Annotated in this window: 14 protein-coding genes; 12 read left to right on the forward strand and 2 right to left on the reverse strand. The window is 72.7% G+C overall.

From position 1 onward, the window contains the following. Positions 1-98 precede the first annotated feature (98 nt). From ACIBQ6_RS29775 to ACIBQ6_RS29795, 5 genes are all read left to right on the forward strand, one after another. Entirely contained in the window at positions 99-389 is a 291-nt protein-coding gene (locus tag ACIBQ6_RS29775; protein ID WP_352364948.1) for a hypothetical protein, read from the forward strand. 5 nt (positions 390-394) lie between these two features. Next, positions 395-3622, forward strand: coding sequence for a formate dehydrogenase (gene fdh, locus ACIBQ6_RS29780; protein WP_397216332.1), 3228 nt, complete (start codon positions 395-397; stop codon positions 3620-3622). A gap of 63 nt (positions 3623-3685) precedes the next feature. Continuing rightward, positions 3686-4468, forward strand: coding sequence for a 4Fe-4S dicluster domain-containing protein (locus ACIBQ6_RS29785; RefSeq protein ID WP_352364982.1), 783 nt, complete (start codon positions 3686-3688; stop codon positions 4466-4468). After that, positions 4465-5469: an NrfD/PsrC family molybdoenzyme membrane anchor subunit gene (nrfD, locus tag ACIBQ6_RS29790; RefSeq protein WP_397215930.1), complete on the forward strand. Its 1005-nt coding sequence runs from the start codon at positions 4465-4467 to the stop codon at positions 5467-5469. Before ACIBQ6_RS29785 ends, nrfD begins: the two co-directional genes overlap by 4 nt. 164 nt (positions 5470-5633) lie before the next feature. Further along, positions 5634-6170, forward strand: coding sequence for an NUDIX hydrolase family protein (locus ACIBQ6_RS29795; RefSeq protein WP_352324412.1), 537 nt, complete (start codon positions 5634-5636; stop codon positions 6168-6170). 124 nt (positions 6171-6294) lie between these two features. Here ACIBQ6_RS29795 and ACIBQ6_RS29800 read toward each other — a convergent pair whose 3' ends face one another. Both ACIBQ6_RS29800 and ACIBQ6_RS29805 read right to left on the reverse strand, forming a co-directional pair. Next, complete coding sequence (locus tag ACIBQ6_RS29800; RefSeq protein WP_358285861.1) at positions 6295-6813, reverse strand: peptidoglycan recognition family protein; 519 nt, start codon at positions 6811-6813, stop codon at positions 6295-6297. Positions 6814-6938: 125 nt separating this feature from the next. Further along, positions 6939-7823 (reverse strand): MurR/RpiR family transcriptional regulator, encoded by an 885-nt coding sequence (locus ACIBQ6_RS29805; RefSeq protein WP_387665209.1) that lies wholly within the window; start codon positions 7821-7823, stop codon positions 6939-6941. Positions 7824-7909: 86 nt separating this feature from the next. Here ACIBQ6_RS29805 and ACIBQ6_RS29810 point away from each other — a divergent pair, with 86 nt between their 5' ends. Genes ACIBQ6_RS29810 through ACIBQ6_RS29840 form a run of 7 tightly spaced genes read left to right on the forward strand, consistent with a single transcriptional unit; the run spans position 7910 to position 16060 of the window. After that, entirely contained in the window at positions 7910-9457 is a 1548-nt protein-coding gene (locus ACIBQ6_RS29810) for an ABC transporter substrate-binding protein (protein WP_358285855.1), read from the forward strand. Continuing rightward, a complete protein-coding gene (locus ACIBQ6_RS29815; protein ID WP_358285852.1) occupies positions 9457-10425 on the forward strand; it encodes an ABC transporter permease in 969 nt (322 codons plus the stop codon). Before ACIBQ6_RS29810 ends, ACIBQ6_RS29815 begins: the two co-directional genes overlap by 1 nt. Next, positions 10422-11249: an ABC transporter permease gene (locus ACIBQ6_RS29820; protein WP_358285849.1), complete on the forward strand. Its 828-nt coding sequence runs from the start codon at positions 10422-10424 to the stop codon at positions 11247-11249. The genes ACIBQ6_RS29815 and ACIBQ6_RS29820 overlap by 4 nt, the downstream gene beginning before the upstream one ends. Continuing rightward, complete coding sequence (gene murQ, locus ACIBQ6_RS29825) at positions 11246-12145, forward strand: N-acetylmuramic acid 6-phosphate etherase (protein WP_358285846.1); 900 nt, start codon at positions 11246-11248, stop codon at positions 12143-12145. Before ACIBQ6_RS29820 ends, murQ begins: the two co-directional genes overlap by 4 nt. Next, positions 12142-13347 (forward strand): anhydro-N-acetylmuramic acid kinase, encoded by a 1206-nt coding sequence (locus tag ACIBQ6_RS29830; RefSeq protein ID WP_397215934.1) that lies wholly within the window; start codon positions 12142-12144, stop codon positions 13345-13347. Before murQ ends, ACIBQ6_RS29830 begins: the two co-directional genes overlap by 4 nt. Continuing rightward, positions 13344-14465, forward strand: a complete 1122-nt coding sequence (locus ACIBQ6_RS29835; RefSeq protein WP_397215936.1) for a serine hydrolase domain-containing protein — start codon at positions 13344-13346, stop codon at positions 14463-14465. The genes ACIBQ6_RS29830 and ACIBQ6_RS29835 overlap by 4 nt, the downstream gene beginning before the upstream one ends. After that, on the forward strand, positions 14462-16060 hold the full coding sequence (locus tag ACIBQ6_RS29840; protein ID WP_397215938.1) for an ABC transporter ATP-binding protein: 1599 nt from the start codon (positions 14462-14464) through the stop codon (positions 16058-16060). The genes ACIBQ6_RS29835 and ACIBQ6_RS29840 overlap by 4 nt, the downstream gene beginning before the upstream one ends. Positions 16061-16096 lie beyond the last annotated feature (36 nt).

A 16096-nucleotide genomic window follows, 5' to 3' on the forward strand; every position in this document is an offset into this window, starting at 1 on the left:
ACTGTCCCCCAAGTATGCCTTTGACCTGGGACTTCGGGTTTCCTCCTGCCTGCGAAGGGGAGGACCGGAACCGGGGGGCACGGGCGCCGGGGGGAACGATGCCGAGCAAGGAGCGGGTGCTGCGGCTGCTGTCGCAGGGGCTGGACTACGCCGAGATCGCCAGGTTGCTGGGCGTGCCCGCGGGGCGCGCGTACCTGATCGCGACGGGCGTGCCGGCCGACGGGAGCGACGCGGTGGCACGCCGGCGCGGACGGCCGGGCCTGCTCGCCGGGCGTACCCAGCACCTGGTCAACCCGCGCGAGGTCGGGCCGGTCGAGCGCGGCGACGTGCGCGCCTGGATGCGCGAGCGGGCCTGGAGCGACCGGCGCATGCGCCAGACGGGCGCGTGAGCGGCATGGGGTTCTCCTGGCCGCTGCTGCGGCAGCTCACCGGCAAGGACAAGCTCGGCCGGGCCGCTGCGGTGAAGTCGCCGCGCACGGGCGCGCACCCGGCCCGGACGGCCGCCGCCGACCGCGTGGTCAAGTCGGTGTGCCCGTACTGCGCGGTGGGCTGCGCCCAGAACGTCTACGTCCGTGATGAGAAGGTCGTGCACATCGAGGGCGACCCCGACTCCCCGATCAGCCGGGGCCGGCTGTGCCCGAAGGGCGCCTCCAGCCTCCAGCTCACCACCGGCTCCGGACGGCTGAGCAAGGTCCTGTACCGCCCGCCGTACGCCGCCGACTGGCAGGAGCTCGACCTGGAGACCGCCATGGACATGGTGGCCGACCGGATCATCGCCACCCGCCGGGCGACCTGGGAGTGGGAGAACAAGGGCCGCCGGGTGGCCCGCACGATGGGCATCGCCAGCCTGGGCGGCGCGACGCTGGACAACGAGGAGAACTACCTCATCAAGAAGCTGCTCACCGCGCTCGGCGTGGTGCAGATCGAGAACCAGGCGCGGGTGTGCCACAGCTCGACCGTGGTGGGGCTCGGCACGTCGTTCGGGCGCGGCGGGGCCACGACGTTCCTGCAGGACCTGCAGCACTCCGACTGCGTGCTGATCCAGGGGTCGAACTTCGCCGAGGCGCATCCGGTCGGGTTCCAGTGGGTGATGGAGGCCAAGGCCCGCGGCGCGGTGGTCATCCACGTGGATCCGCGGTTCACCCGCACCAGCGCGCTGGCCGACCTGCACGTGCCGATCAGGGCGGGCTCGGACGTGGCCTTCCTCGGCGCGATCGTCAACCACGTGCTGGAGAACGAGCTGTTCTTCCGCGACTACGTCCTGCACTACACCAACGCGGCGACCATCCTGCGCGAGGACTACCGCGACGCCGAGGACCTCGACGGCCTGTTCTCCGGCTTCGACGCCGAGAACCGCTGCTACGAGGACGACACCTGGCAGTACGAGGGCATGCACACCGTCGCGGCCTCCGGCGAGCGGGACGAGGACTACGACCGCCCGGCGGGCAGCCTCCCGGCCGGCCGCGCCGAGGTGCAGGGCGGCACCGGCGTCCCGCTGGGCGGCGAGATGCGGCGGGACGAGACGCTGCGGCACCCGCGCTGCGTGCTGCAGGTGCTGCGCCGCCACTTCGCCCGCTACACGCCGGAGATGGTCCAGCAGGTGTGCGGGGTGCCGCCGGAGCTGTTCGCCCAGGTCTGCCGCCACCTGACGGAGAACTCGGGGCCGGAGCGGACCGCCGAGTTCGTCTACGCGGTGGGCTGGACGCAGCACAGCGACGGCGCCCAGTTCATCCGCACCGCCAGCATCCTGCAGCTCCTGCTGGGCAACATCGGCCGCCCCGGCGGCGGCATCCAGGCGCTGCGCGGGCACGCCAGCATCCAGGGCTCCAGCGACATCCCGACGCTGTTCAACCTGCTGCCCGGCTACATCCCGATGCCGCACGCCCACGAGCACGAGAAGATGCGCGACTTCCTGCACGCCGACGCCTCCTGCCGCGGCTTCTGGGCGAACATGCCCGCCTACCTGGTGAGCCTGCTCAAGGCGTGGTGGGGGCCGGCGGCCACGCGCGACAACGACTTCCGCTTCGACTACCTGCCGCGCCTGACCGGCTCGCACAGCACGTACGACACGGTGCTCGCGCAGCTCGACGGCACCTGCAAGGGCTACCTGCTGCTCGGCGAGAACCCGGCGGTGGGCTCGGCCAACTCCCGGCTGCAACGTCTGGGCATGGCCGAGCTCGACTGGCTGGTGGTGCGCGACCTCAACCTGATCGAGAGCGCCACCTGGTGGAAGGACGGCCCCGAGATCGAGACGGGCGAGCTGACCACGTCCAGGATCGGCACCGAGGTGTTCTTCTTCCCCGCCGCGGCCCACACCGAGAAGAGCGGCAGCTTCACCAACACCAACCGCTGGTTGCAGTGGCACCACCGGGCCGTCGAGCCGGCCGGCGACGCGCGCAGCGACCTGTGGTTCATGTACCACCTCGGGCGGATCATCCGGCAGAAGCTGGCCGGTTCCGCCGACCCGATGGACCGGCCCCTGCTCGACCTCACCTGGGACTACCCCGTCGAGGGCGAGACGGCCGAGCCGGTCGCCGAGGCGGTGCTCGCCGAGATCAACGGCTGGGACGCCGAGGGCCGGCCGCTCGACGGCTACAGCCAGCTCAAGGACGACGGCTCGACGGTGTGCGGCTGCTGGATCTACTGCGGCGTGTACGCCGGCGGCGTCAACCGGGCCGCCCGCCGCAAACCGGCCGCCGAGCAGGACTGGGTGGCCGCCGAGTGGGCGTGGGCGTGGCCGGCCAACCGGCGGGTGCTCTACAACCGGGCCTCGGCCGCGCCGGACGGCCGTCCGTGGAGCGAGCGCAAGAAGCTCGTCTGGTGGGACGCGGGCGCCGGCCGCTGGACCGGCCTCGACGTGCCGGACTTCGAGGAGCGCAAACCGCCGTCCTACCGGCCCGAGCCGGGGGCGCAGGGACCGGCGGCGTTGTCGGGCATCGACCCGTTCATCATGCAGGCCGACGGCAAGGGCTGGCTGTTCGCCCCCTCGGGCGTGGTGGACGGCCCGCTGCCCAGCCACTACGAGCCCCAGGACTCGCCGGTCCCCAACCCGCTCTACGGGCGGCAGCGCAACCCGGCCCGCAAGCTCTACCGGCACGAGGACAACCGTTACCAGCCGAGCGGGGCCGAGCCGGGCGCGTCGGTCTACCCGTACGTGGTGACCACGTACCGGCTGACCGAGCACTTCACGGCGGGGGGCATGAGCCGGCACACGCCGTACCTGGCCGAGCTGCAGCCGGAGATGTTCTGCGAGGTCTCGCCCGAGCTGGCCGCCGAGCGCGGGCTCGTGCACGGCGAGTGGGCCACGATCATCACCGCGCGCAGCGCCATCGAGGCCCGCGTGCTGGTCACCGACCGGATGGCGCCGCTGCACCTGGACGGCAAGGTCCTGCACCAGATCGGGCTGCCCTTCCACTTCGGCCCCAACGGCCTGGCCACCGGCGACGCGGCCAACGAGCTGTCGGCCGTCTCGCTCGACCCCAACTCCCACATCCAGGAGGTCAAGGCCATGTCGGCGGACATCCGTCCCGGGCGCAGGCCGCGCGGCCCGGCCCTGCCGGAGCTGGTGCTGGCCTACCGGCGGCGGGCGGGCGTGACCGAGCACACCGGAACGGAGGTGTGAGCCGTGGCCTTCGACCTCGACCGGGCGCCGCTCGACGCCGGCTACGACGACCCGCCCAGGCGCATGGGCTTCTTCACCGACACCAGCGTTTGCATCGGGTGCAAGGCGTGCGAGGTGGCCTGCAAGGAGTGGAACGCGGTGCCGGAGGACGGGCTGCTGTTCACCGGCATGTCCTACGACAACTCCGTCGGGCTCGGCGCCGACACCTGGCGGCACGTGGCGTTCGTCGAGCAGCGCAAGCCGCTGGGCCACCAGGAGACCGGCGCCCGTGACCTGGACTTCCGCTGGCTGATGGCCTCCGACGTGTGCAAGCACTGCACGCACGCGGCCTGCCTGGACGTCTGCCCGACCGGCTCGCTGTTCCGCACCGAGTACGGCACGGTCGTCGTCCAGGAGGACGTCTGCAACGGGTGCGGCTACTGCGTGCCCGCCTGCCCGTTCGGGGTGATCGGCCGGCGCGCGGAGACCGGCACGGCCGCCAAGTGCACGATGTGCTACGACCGGCTGGAGGTCGGCCAGGAGCCGGCCTGCGCCAAGACGTGCCCGACGGACTCCATCCAGTTCGGCGAGCTGGACGAGCTGCGCGAGCGCGCCGACCGCCGTCTGGAGCAGGTGCGCGCGGCGGGCGTGTCCTCGGCCCGCCTGTACGGCCACGACCCGGCCGACGGGGTGGGCGGCACCGGCGCCTTCTTCCTGCTGCTGGACGAGCCCCAGGTGTACGGCCTGCCGCCGGACCCCGTGGTGACCACCGCGGACCTGCCGTCGATGTGGCGGCACGCCGGCGCGGCGGCGCTGGTCCTGCTGGCCGGGATGGCCGCCGCGGCGGCCTGGAGGAGGGGCGGATGAGCAACCAGACCGACGTGCGCCTGGACGACGCGCCCGGCCTGCGCACCGAGCGCGAGGCCACGCCCGGCTCGGCGGGCCGCGGCAGCCGCTCCCTGCGGCCGCCCGAGCCGGAGGCGGATTCCTACTACGGCCTGCCGGTGCTGAACAGCACGCCCTGGAGCGACCACGACATCGCCGGTTACCTGTTCCTCGGCGGCCTGGCCGGCGCCTCCTCCACGCTGGCCGCCGCCGCCGAGCTGACCGGACGCCCGGCGCTGGCCCGCGCCGCCAAGGTGGCCGCCCTGGGCGCGGTCGGCGGCTCGCTGTACGCGCTGATCCACGACCTGGGCAAGCCGTCGCGCTTCCTGAACATGTTGCGGGTGTTCAAGGTGACCTCGCCGATGAGCGTCGGCACCTGGATCCTGACCGCGTACGGGCCGCAGGCCGGGCTGGCCGCGCTCACCGGGGTGACCGGGCGGTTCCCCCGGCTGGGCCGGGCGGCCACGGTGGGCGCCGGGCTGACCGGGCCGGCGCTGGCCACCTACACCGCCGCGCTGATCTGCGACACCGCCGTCCCGGCCTGGCACGACGGGTTCAGGGAGATGCCGTTCCTGTTCGCGGGCTCGGCCGCCGCGTCGGCGGGCGGGCTCGGCATGCTGGCCGCGCCGGTCGCGCAGGCGGCCCCGGCCCGGCGGGCGGCGCTGCTGGGGGCGGCCCTGGAGTGCGCGGCGGCCGTCCGCATGGAACGCCGGATGGGCCTGACCGCCGAGCCGCTGCGGCGCAGCCGCCTGCTCAGGGCGGGCCAGGCGCTGTCGGTCGCGGGCGCCCTGCTCGGTCAGGGCCTGGGCGCGCGCAGCAGGGTCGCGGCGGTGGCCGCGGGGGCGGCCCTGCTGGCCGGGTCGGTGTGCACCCGGTTCGGGATCTTCCACGCCGGGACGGCCTCGGCGTGCGACCCCCGGTACACCGTCGAGCCGCAACGCCGGCGGCTCGCCAAGTCGAGAGCGGAGCGTGATCTGTCATGAGAAGAGTCGCCGAGTACCTGCCGTTCATGGGTATCGTGCTGGTCGTCTGCACGGCGTCCTGGATCGCGGGCAGGAGCAGGCCGGCCAGGCGGGCCTGACCCCGTCCGGGGATCGGTCGGTGGGGCTTACGCCGTCAGTGGCGGCGCGGGGCATACGATCGGCAGATGACCGAAAAGACCGAAACCGCGCCTGGATGGCTGGCACCCGAAGAGCTCGAGTCGGTGCGCGGCCAGTTGCCGATCCTCTACATCGACGCCGTGCCGGTACGCGTCGACGAGACCGGCGTGGTGACCCGCGTGGGCCTGCTGCTGCGGATCGCGGCGGACGGCACGGTCAGCCGGGCGCTGGTCTCGGGGCGGGTGCTGCACCACGAGCGCATCCGCGACGCGCTGCTGCGCCACCTGGAGAAGGACCTCGGGCCGGTGGCCCTTCCCCGCATCCCCGTCTCGCCGCAGCCCTTCACCGTCGCGGAGTACTTCCCGACGCCCGGCGTCACGCCGTACCACGACCCGCGCCAGCACGCGGTGTCGCTGGCCTACATCGTGCCCGTCGCCGGTGACTGCCGGCCCCGGCAGGACGCCCTGGACCTGGTCTGGTTCACCCCGGAGGAGGCGTCCTCGCCGGCCGTGCAGCAGGAGATGACCGGCGGCCAAGGCGTGCTGCTCAAGCAGGCACTGGCCCACGTGGGCCGCCTGGTCTAGCGCCCCGCCCTGGCCCCCGGCCTGGCATGGGGGAGAACTCGTCGCGCACCCCGTGGCCGTTGAGGCCGCCATGGACGTCCATGGCGGCCGCCGCTCGCGGGGTGTCCCTCGGGACGCATGCGGCTCAGGGGCGTTCGGCGCCCCCTCGCACCCAGTGGTAGAGCGGGTCGCCGGGGCAGTCGGTGTCGTAGCCGTCCCGGTGGCCCTTGACCTCGTCGCCGGCGTCGCCGTGCTCGCGCAGGTACTCGATGGCGTCGACGAGGGCGTTGAGCAGGTCGTCGTTCGGTTCGGTGAACCCGGTGTTGCCGAGCAGGGCGAGCACGGCGTAGTGGCCGGAGTTGAGCCCCGGGCCGTTGGCGGCGGGCAGGACGTGCGGACCCCGGCCCATGAAGGTGCGCCGGTGCGGGCAGCACACCATGTTGTAGCCGAGGTCGATGTAGGTCTCGCCGCGCCCGCCGGACATGTGCATGCGCTGGATGTCCCTGACCAGGTCGACGCACTTGTCGTGGTTGTCGGCGTCCGGCAGGTCGGAGGGCACCTTCCCGCCGGTGTAGTGGATCTTGACGCCTCTGGTGGACGCCAGCCGGGTGTAACTGGTGGTGGGCTTCTTGGCGTGCCAGTCGGCACGGGTGATCAGCTGCATGTGGTGTCTCTCCTGGTAGACGATGCCTCGCCACCAGAATGTCAACTTAAAGTAGCCGTGTCATCACTTTTTGTCACTAGATTCACGTGCCGCCAAAGAAAGACTTCCATGCTGGTCAGGCCGGTTCACCCCCGCTTGTGCACCGTTCGGTCGTGGACGACCGCGTACGTGTTGCGCAGGGCCGCCATCGACTCGTCGTAACTGGCCGCGGCCACGCCGGTGAACAGGCAGTCGACGACCATGAGCTGGGCGATGCGGCTGCCGAGCGCGCCGGAACGGAACTGGGTCTCGCGGGCGGCCGTCGTCAGCGTCACGTCGGCGGTGGCGGCCAGCGGTGAGTCGCGGAAGTTCGTGATCGCCACCGTGGCCGCGCCCGACCGGCGGGCGATGGCCAGGAACTCGACCGTGTCCACGGTCGCGCCGGTGTGCGAGACCGCGACGGCCACGCAGCCGGCGTCGAGCGTGGCCGCCGACGTCCAGGCCGAGTGGGCGTCGTGCCAGTTGATCGCGGTACGCCCGATGCGCGAGAGCTTCTGCTGCAGGTCGAGGCCGACCAGCGCGCTCGCGCCCACACCGAAGGTGTCGATCCGGCGCGCGGCCAGCAGCAGGGCGACCGCCCGGCCCAGGGCCCGCATGTCCAGGGAACGGGCCGTGTCGGCGATGGACAGCGTCTCGTTGGTGGCGACCTTGGAGACGATGCCCTCCAGGCTGTCGTGGCGGTCGATGTCGCCCGACACCTCCGGCAGGCTCGACGTGGTCAGCTCCTCCCGGGCGGCGGCCCTGGTCAGGTCGATCCGGAAGTCCTTGAAGTGGGCGTATCCCATGCGCTGGTAGAAGCGCACGACCGAGGTCGTCGAGGTGGCGCAGCGGGCGGCCAGCTCGGCGATGGACAGGTTCGCGGCGGCGGCCGGGTCGCCGGTGAACGTCTCGGCGATGCGCCGCTCCGACGGCCGTAATGCGGGCATGGCCGCACGGATGCGGATCAGCAGGCTTCCGTCGTCCTCGACCATTCGTCATCCATCCCTGTTGAGGAAATTTAGTACACCAGTGGTAGGGTCTGCGTAATTTTATGACCTACTGCCCCTGAGGAGACCACATGCCCCGTGGCGCGCTCTCCGCGATCGGCGCCGCCGCAGTGCTGTCCATCGCCCTGACCTCCTGTTCGTCATCTTCCGGGCCCGCGACCAGCACCGGCGCCACGGGCAAGTCCGGCGGCGCCCTGGTCGTCGGCGTGACCTCCGACCCCGACACGCTCTTCCCCTGGAAGGCCACCCAGTTCACGGCCGTGAACGTGTTGCAGAACATCTACGGCACCCTCACCGAGTTCGACAAGGACCTGAACGTCGTGCCGGGCCTGGCCGAGTCGTGGCAGGCGTCCGAGGACGGCAAGAAGCTGACCCTCACCCTGCGCAAGGGCGTGACCTTCGGCGACGGCAGCGCCTTCGACTCCAAGGACGTCAAGGCGTCCCTGGAGAAGATCATGGACGAGAAGACGGCGGCCGTGGCGCGGGCGTCGCTGGCGTCGGTGAAGTCGGTCGAGGCCCCCGACGAGAGCACGGTGGTGCTGGAGCTGACCGGCCCCGACGCCGCGCTCCCGGCGAACCTGGCCACCGTCAACATGGCGATGCTCTCCTCCGACGACACCGAGGAGAAGCTCAACGCCACCCCCAACGGCACCGGCCCGTTCACGCTGGGCAAGCGCGTCCCGAGCCAGTCGCTGACGCTGGCCAGGAACGACAAGTACTGGGGCGCCGAGAAGCCGAAGGTGGGCAGCGTCGAGTTCCGGGTGATCCCGGACGAGTCGTCCATCGTCTCGGCCATGCAGTCGGGCAACGTGCAGCTCGCGGTCTTCAACGACCCGCTGGTCGCCCAGACCGCGCAGGGCGGCGGCACGATCACCGTCACCAAGACGCCGCAGCTCAGCTACCACGCCCTCCAGCTCAACGCCCAGCGCGGCGACCTCAAGGACGTCAACGTGCGCCTGGCGATCCAGTGCGCGATCGACCGCAAGCAGGTGCTCGACACCGCCGCGCTCGGCGAGGGCGAGGTGACCGGGCCGATCACCGCCCCGGCCTTCAAGTCCGACCCGGCCAAGCGTCCCTGCCCGGCCCGCGACCTGGCCAAGGCCGCCGAGTACCTCGGCAAGGCGGGCAAGTCCGGCGGCGTGACGGTCAAGGCCATCGTCTCCCAGGGCGAGTACGCCACCTCCGTGAACGAGGCCCAGAACCTCAAGGCGCAGCTCGCCGAGGCGAAGATCACCCTGGACCTGGAGGTGCTGGAGTCCGGCGCGTTCGTGGACCGCTGGGTGGCGGCCGACTTCGACGCGGCCGTCGCGCTCAACGGCGGGCGCCCGGACCCCGACGGCTCCTACGGCCGCTACTTCACCAGCAAGGGCAACCTGAACAAGGTCGCCGGGTACAGCTCGCCGGAGCTGGACAAGCTGTTCGCCGAGGGCAAGGCCACGACCGACCCGGCCGCCCGCAAGGCGATCTACGAGAAGGTCTCGGCCGAGCTGGAGGCCAACGCGCCCTGGATCTGGCTGTTCACCAGCTACACCTACACCGGCACCACCTCCAACGTGTCCGGGTTCGTACCGATGGTCAGCGGGTCGCTGCAGTACCTGCGCACGACGTCCGTCGCCTGATGCGCCGGATCCTCGCAAGCCGGGCCGTCCGGCGCGTGGCCTCGACGATCGGCACCCTGTTCGGGGTGGCCGTGTTCGTCTTCGTCATGCTCCGGGCGATCCCGGGCGACCAGATCACCGCGGGGCTCGGCACGGAGGCGGCTGCCCTCACCCCGGCGCAGCGCGTGGCCCTGGAGCAGTACTACGGGCTGGACCAGTCGCCGGTCACGCAGTTCTTCTCCTGGCTGGGCAACATGCTCACCGGCAACTTCGGCTACTCGGCCCGCTCGCAGCAGGGCGTGCTGGAGATGACGCTGCACTCGCTGCCGGTGACGTTCGAGCTGGCGGTGTTCTCGATCGTGCTGGCGCTGCTGCTGGGCGTGCCGCTCGGCATGTTGTCGGCGTCCAGGACGAACTCGCCGCGGGACGCCTTCGGCCAGGTCGTGAGCCTGGCCGGGCTGTCGGTCCCGGCGTTCCTGCTGGCCACGACGCTGCTGTCGATCTTCGCGGCGTCGTTCGGCTTCAACCCCAACGGCCAGGGCTTCGCCACGCTCGCCGAGGACCCGCTGCTCAACCTGCAGCAGATGTTCCTGCCCGCGCTCGTGCTCGGCTTCGGCATCGCCGCGCCGATCCTGCGCACCACCCGTACGGCGGTGCTGGAGGTGCGCTCGGAGGACTTCGTGCGCACCGCCCGCGCCAAGGGCGTGCCGCCGCGCCGCCTGCAGGTCCGGCACGTGCTGGGCAACGCGCTGGTGCCGATCGTGACGATGACCGGGCTGCAGTTCGGCTACCTGCTCGGCGGCGCGGTCGTGGTCGAGCAGATCTTCTCCGTGCCCGGCGTGGGCCGGCAGGTGCTGCTCGGCATCCAGCAGAAGGAGTACGCGGTCGTGCAGAGCACGGTCCTGGTCATCGCGCTGGCGTTCGTGCTGGTCAACCTGCTGACCGACGGGCTGTACCGGATCATCGACCCGCGGGTGAGGGCGTCGTGACCGCGCTGCGCAGGAGCCCCGCCATGCTGGCGGGCACGATCGTGCTGCTGGTGCTGGCCGTGGTGGCGGCGCTGTCGTACGCCGGGCTGCTCCCCTACGACCCGATCGCCCAGAACCCGCCCGAGCGGTTCCTGTCGCCGTCCGGGACGCACCTGTTCGGCACCGACCAGTTCGGCCGGGACGTCTTCTCCCGGGTGGCGGCCGGGGTCGGCAACTCGGCGCTCATCGCGGTGGTCGCGGTGGCCTTCGCCACCGTGGTCGGCACGCTGGGCGGCCTGGTGTCCGGGTTCTACCGCGGCCTGGCCGACGGCGCCATCGGCGGCGTGACGAACGTGCTGTTCGCGTTCCCGCCGCTGCTGCTCGCGCTCTCGCTGGCCTCGGTGCTGGACCGCAACTGGTTCACGGTCGCCGTCGCCATCGCGATCGTGTACGTCCCCATCTTCATCCGTGTCACGCGCGGCCCCGTGCTCTCCCTCCGGGAGATCGAGTACGTCAAGGCCGCGGTCTCCACCGGCCAGAGCCGCTGGCAGATCATGCTCAGGCACGTGCTGCCCAACATCACCTCGATCATCGTCATCCAGGTGGCGCTGTCGTTGTCGTGGGCGGTGCTGACCGAGGCGTCGCTGAGCTTCCTCGGCCTGGGCACGCCGCCGCCCGCCCCCTCGCTGGGCTCGATGATCTTCGAGGCGCGCAGCCTGGTGTTCGTCGCCCCCTGGACGCTGATCGCGCCGGGCGCGGTCGTCGTGCTGCTGGTGGTGGGCCTGAACCTGCTCGGCGACGGCCTGCGTGACACTCTCGACCCCAGAACCCGAGGCAAGCGGTGAACCTCTCAGAACTGACCACGGAATCGGCCGACCCGCGTTTCGCGGGCATCGACACCATGAGCGTGGCCGAGCTCGCCGCGACCATGAACGCGGCCGACGCCACCGTCCCCGCCGCGGTCGCCGCGGCGCTGCCGCAGATCACCCCGGCCATCGAGGCCGCCGCCGAGCTGGTACGAGCCGGCGGCCGGCTGGTCTACGTGGGCGCGGGCACGCCGGGCCGGCTCGGCGTCCTGGACGCCTCCGAGTGCCCGCCCACCTTCAGCACCCCGCCCGAGCAGGTCTTCGCCGTCATCGCCGGCGGCGAGCGGGCGATCGTGCACCCGTGCGAGGGCGCCGAGGACGACGCAGGGGCCGGCGCGGCGGCGATCGACGCGGCCGGCGTCGGGCCGCTGGACACGGTGGTGGGCATCGCCTCCAGCGGGCGCACGCCGTACGTGCTGGGCGCGGTGCGGCGGGCCCGCGAGCGCGGCGCGCTGACCGTCGGCCTGTCCTGCAACCCGGGCACCCCGCTCAGCGGCGAGGCCGAGCACGCGATCGAGGTGCTGGTCGGGCCCGAGGTGGTCAGCGGCTCGACCCGGCTCAAGGCGGGCACGGCGCAGAAGCTCGTGCTCAACATGTTCTCGACCATCGTCATGGTCCGGCTCGGCAAGACGTACGGGAGCCTGATGGTCGACGTCAAGGCCAGCAACGGCAAGCTACGGGAACGGGCGATCAGGATCGTGCGCACGATCGCCGGTGTGGACCGCGAGGAGGCGGAACGGGTGCTCGACCAGCACGGTTTCAACGTCAAGCAGGCGGTGCTCGGCGCCCGGCTCGGGCTCGGGCCGCAGGAGGCGGCGGCGCTGCTGGACCGCAGCGAGGGACGGCTGCGCGTGGCGCTGGGAGAGCCGGCATGAAGATCCTCGGCATGATCTCCGGCACCTCGCACGACGGCATCGACGTGGCCCTGGTCGACTTCGGCCTCGACGGCGACGTGCTGACCGGCCGCGTGCTGCACACCGCGAGCACCCCCTATCCGGACGAGCTGCGCGCCCGGCTGGTGGCCGCGCTGCCGCCCGCGCCCGTCACGCTGGCCGAGGTGTGCGTGCTCGACACGCTGATCGGCCAGTGCTTCGCCGAGGCCGCCGCGGCCGCGGCCGAGCAGGCCGGTCCGGCCGACCTGATCGTCTCCCACGGCCAGACGGTCTTCCACTGGGTGGAGGGCGCGCACGCGCGCGGCACCCTGCAGATCGGCCAGCCCGCCTGGATCGCCGAGCGCACCGGCGCGCCCGTGCTGTCGGACGTGCGCATCCGCGACATCACCGCGGGCGGGCACGGCGCCCCGCTGGTCTCCGTGCTCGACGACCTGCTGCTCGGCGGCCTGCTGTCGGACGGACGCACGGGCGGCAGGGGCGGCACGGGCGGCGCGGGCGGCGCGGCGGCGCTCAACCTGGGCGGCATCTCCAACATGACCGTCGTGCGCGACGGCGGCCTGAGCGCCTACGACATCGGCCCGGCCAACGCCCTCGTCGACGCCGTGGTGTCCGGCCGCGGCCTGAACCCGCGCGGCTACGACGAGGACGGCCGGATCGCCGCCTCCGGCCAGGTGGACGAACGCCTGCTCGACGTGCTGCTCGACGAGCCGTACTACCGGCTGGCCGCGCCGAAGAGCACCGGCAAGGAGCTGTTCCACCTGGCCTACGTCGAGGCGGCGATCGCCAGGGCGGGCCGCGAGCCGTCCGGCCCCGACCTGGTGGCGACGCTGACCGAGCTGACGGTCCGCACGGTGGCGGCCGACGTCGCCGCGGCGGGCGTGGACGTGCTGGTCGTCTCCGGCGGCGGCTGCCGCAACCCGGTCATCATGGACGGCCTGCGCGCCGCCCTGCCCGGCGTGCGGGTGTCGCTGTCCGACGAGCTCGGCGCCCCGGCCGACGACAAGGAGGCCATCGCCTTCGCGCTCATCGGCTGGCTGACCGCCCACGGCCTGCCGGGCACCGTCCCCGGCGGCACGGGCGCGAAGGCCGCCCGGGTGCTCGGCACGCTGACGCCGGGCGCGGGCCCGCTCGTGCTGCCCGCCCCGCTGCCCACGCCGCCGCGCTCGCTGGTGCTGCGCCGATGACCCCGGTCCCCGCCGCGCCGCCCGGCCCAGAGTCCACGAGCCCAGGGCCCGAGAGTTCAGGGCCGCCGAGCCCCGAGCCCGGTCCGCCCGCGGGCCTGGTCCGGGCGGCCCGCACGCCGTGGTTCGACCTGACCGAGTGCACCGGCCACCGCACCGTGCGCCGGGCGGACGGCGGCGCGCTGGCCGGCGAGGCCCCCATGACCCTCGGCACGTACCACGACCTGGCCTCGGTCACCAAGGTCGTCGCCACGACGACGGCCCTCGTCCGCCTGGTCTCCGACCGCCTGGTGGACCTGGACGAGCGGGTGGCCGCGTACCTGCCGGAGGGCTGCCCCGACCAGGTCACCGTGCGGGACCTGCTGCTGCACCGGGCCGGGCTGTGGGAGTGGTGGCCGATGTACCTCGATGCGCGGATGCCCGCCCCGCGCTACGCGCCCGGCCGCGAACGGCACTACTCCGACCTGGGCTTCATCCTGCTCGGCCGGGTGGTCGAGAGCGTCACCGGCACGTCGCTGGACCGGGCGGTGGCCGAGCTGGTCACCGGCCCGCTCGGGCTGGCCGACACCACGTACGCGCGGCCTGCCGGGCCCGGGGCGGCCATGAGCGCCCTGGACGACCGGGTCGAGATGCGCATGCTCGACACCTCCGAGCCGTACCCGGTGCCCTTCCGCAGCGCGGACTTCGCCGGCTGGCGGCACGAGCCCGTGCTCGGCCAGGTCGCCGACGGCAACGCCTACCACGCCTTCGACGGCGTGGCGGGCCATGCCGGGCTGTTCTCCACCGTCCCGGACCTGCTGCGGTACGCCACCGCGCTGTCCCGCTACGAGGAGCACGACCGGCTGTGGCGGCCCGAGGTCGCCCGCGAGTTCTTCACCCCCGGCCCCGACCCCGGCCAGGCGCTCGGCTTCCGCACCTACCGGCTCGACCTGCGGGAGGAGACCGTCACCGTGCTCGGCCACCCCGGCTACGTCGGGTGCGCCGTCGGGTTCGTCCCCGGCCGGGACGTCGCGATCGCGCTGGCGAGCAACCGCCTGCTGACGACGGCCGCGCCGACGCCCACCGACGCCCTCTGGACCGGCCTGCTGCAGGCCATCACCCACCGATCGAGGACCGCATGACCCCGCTCCTGGAGATCCGCGACCTCTCCGTCGCCTTCCGCACCCGCAAGCAGGACGTCACCGTCGTCAAGAACGTCTCGATGGAGATCCTGCCGGGACAGACCGTGGCCGTGGTCGGCGAGTCGGGTTCGGGCAAGTCCACCACGGCCGCGGCGGTCAACCGGCTGCTGCCCGCGGGCGGCCGCATCACCACCGGCCAGGTGCTGTTCGACGGCCGCGACCTGGCCGGGGTGAGCGAGCGCGAGATGACCGCCGTCCGGGGCGCGGGCATCGGCCTGGTGCCCCAGGACCCGATGTCCAACCTCAACCCGCTCATGCGCATCGGCGACCAGATCGCCGAGGCCCTGGAGGTGCACGGCCTGGCCGCGGGCAGGGCGGCGCGCGGGCGCGTGAGCGAGCTGCTGGAGATGGTCGGCATCCCCGAGCCTGAGCGGCGGGCCGGGCAGTACCCGCACGAGTTCTCCGGCGGCATGCGGCAGCGGGCGCTCATCGCCATGGGCCTGGCCTGCCGGCCCAAGCTGCTCATCGCCGACGAGCCGACCTCGGCCCTCGACGTGACCGTGCAGCGGCGCATCCTCGACCAGCTCGGGCAGCTCACCGCCGAGATGGGCACCGCCGTCTTCCTCATCACGCACGACCTGGCGCTGGCCGCCGAGCGGGCCGACGTGGTGGCCGTCATGTACCGGGGCGAGATCGTGGAGACCGGCCCGGCGGCCGAGCTGCTGGCCGACCCGCGGCACGAGTACACCCGGCGGCTGCTGAAGGCCGTGCCGAGCCTGTCGTCGGTGCGGGTGGCCGAGCCCGGCCCCGAGGAGAGCGCCGAGGACCTGGTCGTGGTGGAGGACCTGCGCAAGGTGTTCCCGTTGCGGGGCGGCGCCGGGGAGTTCACGGCGGTGGACGGGGTCTCCTTCACGATCCCGCGCGGCCGTACCGTCTCGGTCGTGGGCGAGTCGGGCTCGGGCAAGTCGACCACCGCCAACCTGCTGCTCGGCCTGGACGGCATCACCTCCGGCCGGATCCTGTTCGACGGCACCGACCTGACCTCGCTCGGCCGCCGGGAGCTGTTCGCCTTCCGCCGCCGGGTGCAGCCGGTCTTCCAGAACCCGTACGCCTCGCTCGACCCCCGCTACACGGTCGAGAAGTCGATCGCCGAGCCGCTGCGCGTGCACCGCGTGGGCACCCCGGCCGAGCGCGCGCGGACCGTCGCCGAGCTGCTGGAGAAGGTGTCGCTGCCGGCGTCGGTGGCCGAGCGGCTGCCGCACGAGCTGTCCGGCGGCCAGCGGCAGCGGGTGGCGATCGCGCGGGCGCTGGCGCTCTCCCCCGAGCTGGTCGTGCTCGACGAGGCCGTCTCCGCGCTGGACGTGCTGGTCCAGGCCCAGATCCTGGAGCTGCTCGCCGACCTGCAGCGCGACCTCGGGCTCAGTTACCTGTTCATCAGCCACGACCTGGCCGTCGTCCGGATGATCTCGCACCGGGTGCACGTGATGCAGGCGGGCCGGATCGTGGAGAGCGGCACGGCGGCCGAGATCTTCGGCTCGCCGCGCGCCGACTACACCCGCGAGCTGCTCGCCGCCATCCCTGGACGGGCCGCCTGATGGTAAGTTGGAAATCCGGACCTACCTGAGCGGAGG

It is taken from the genome of Nonomuraea sp. NPDC049655 (genome assembly GCF_044465465.1).
Taxonomy (GTDB): domain Bacteria; phylum Actinomycetota; class Actinomycetes; order Streptosporangiales; family Streptosporangiaceae; genus Nonomuraea.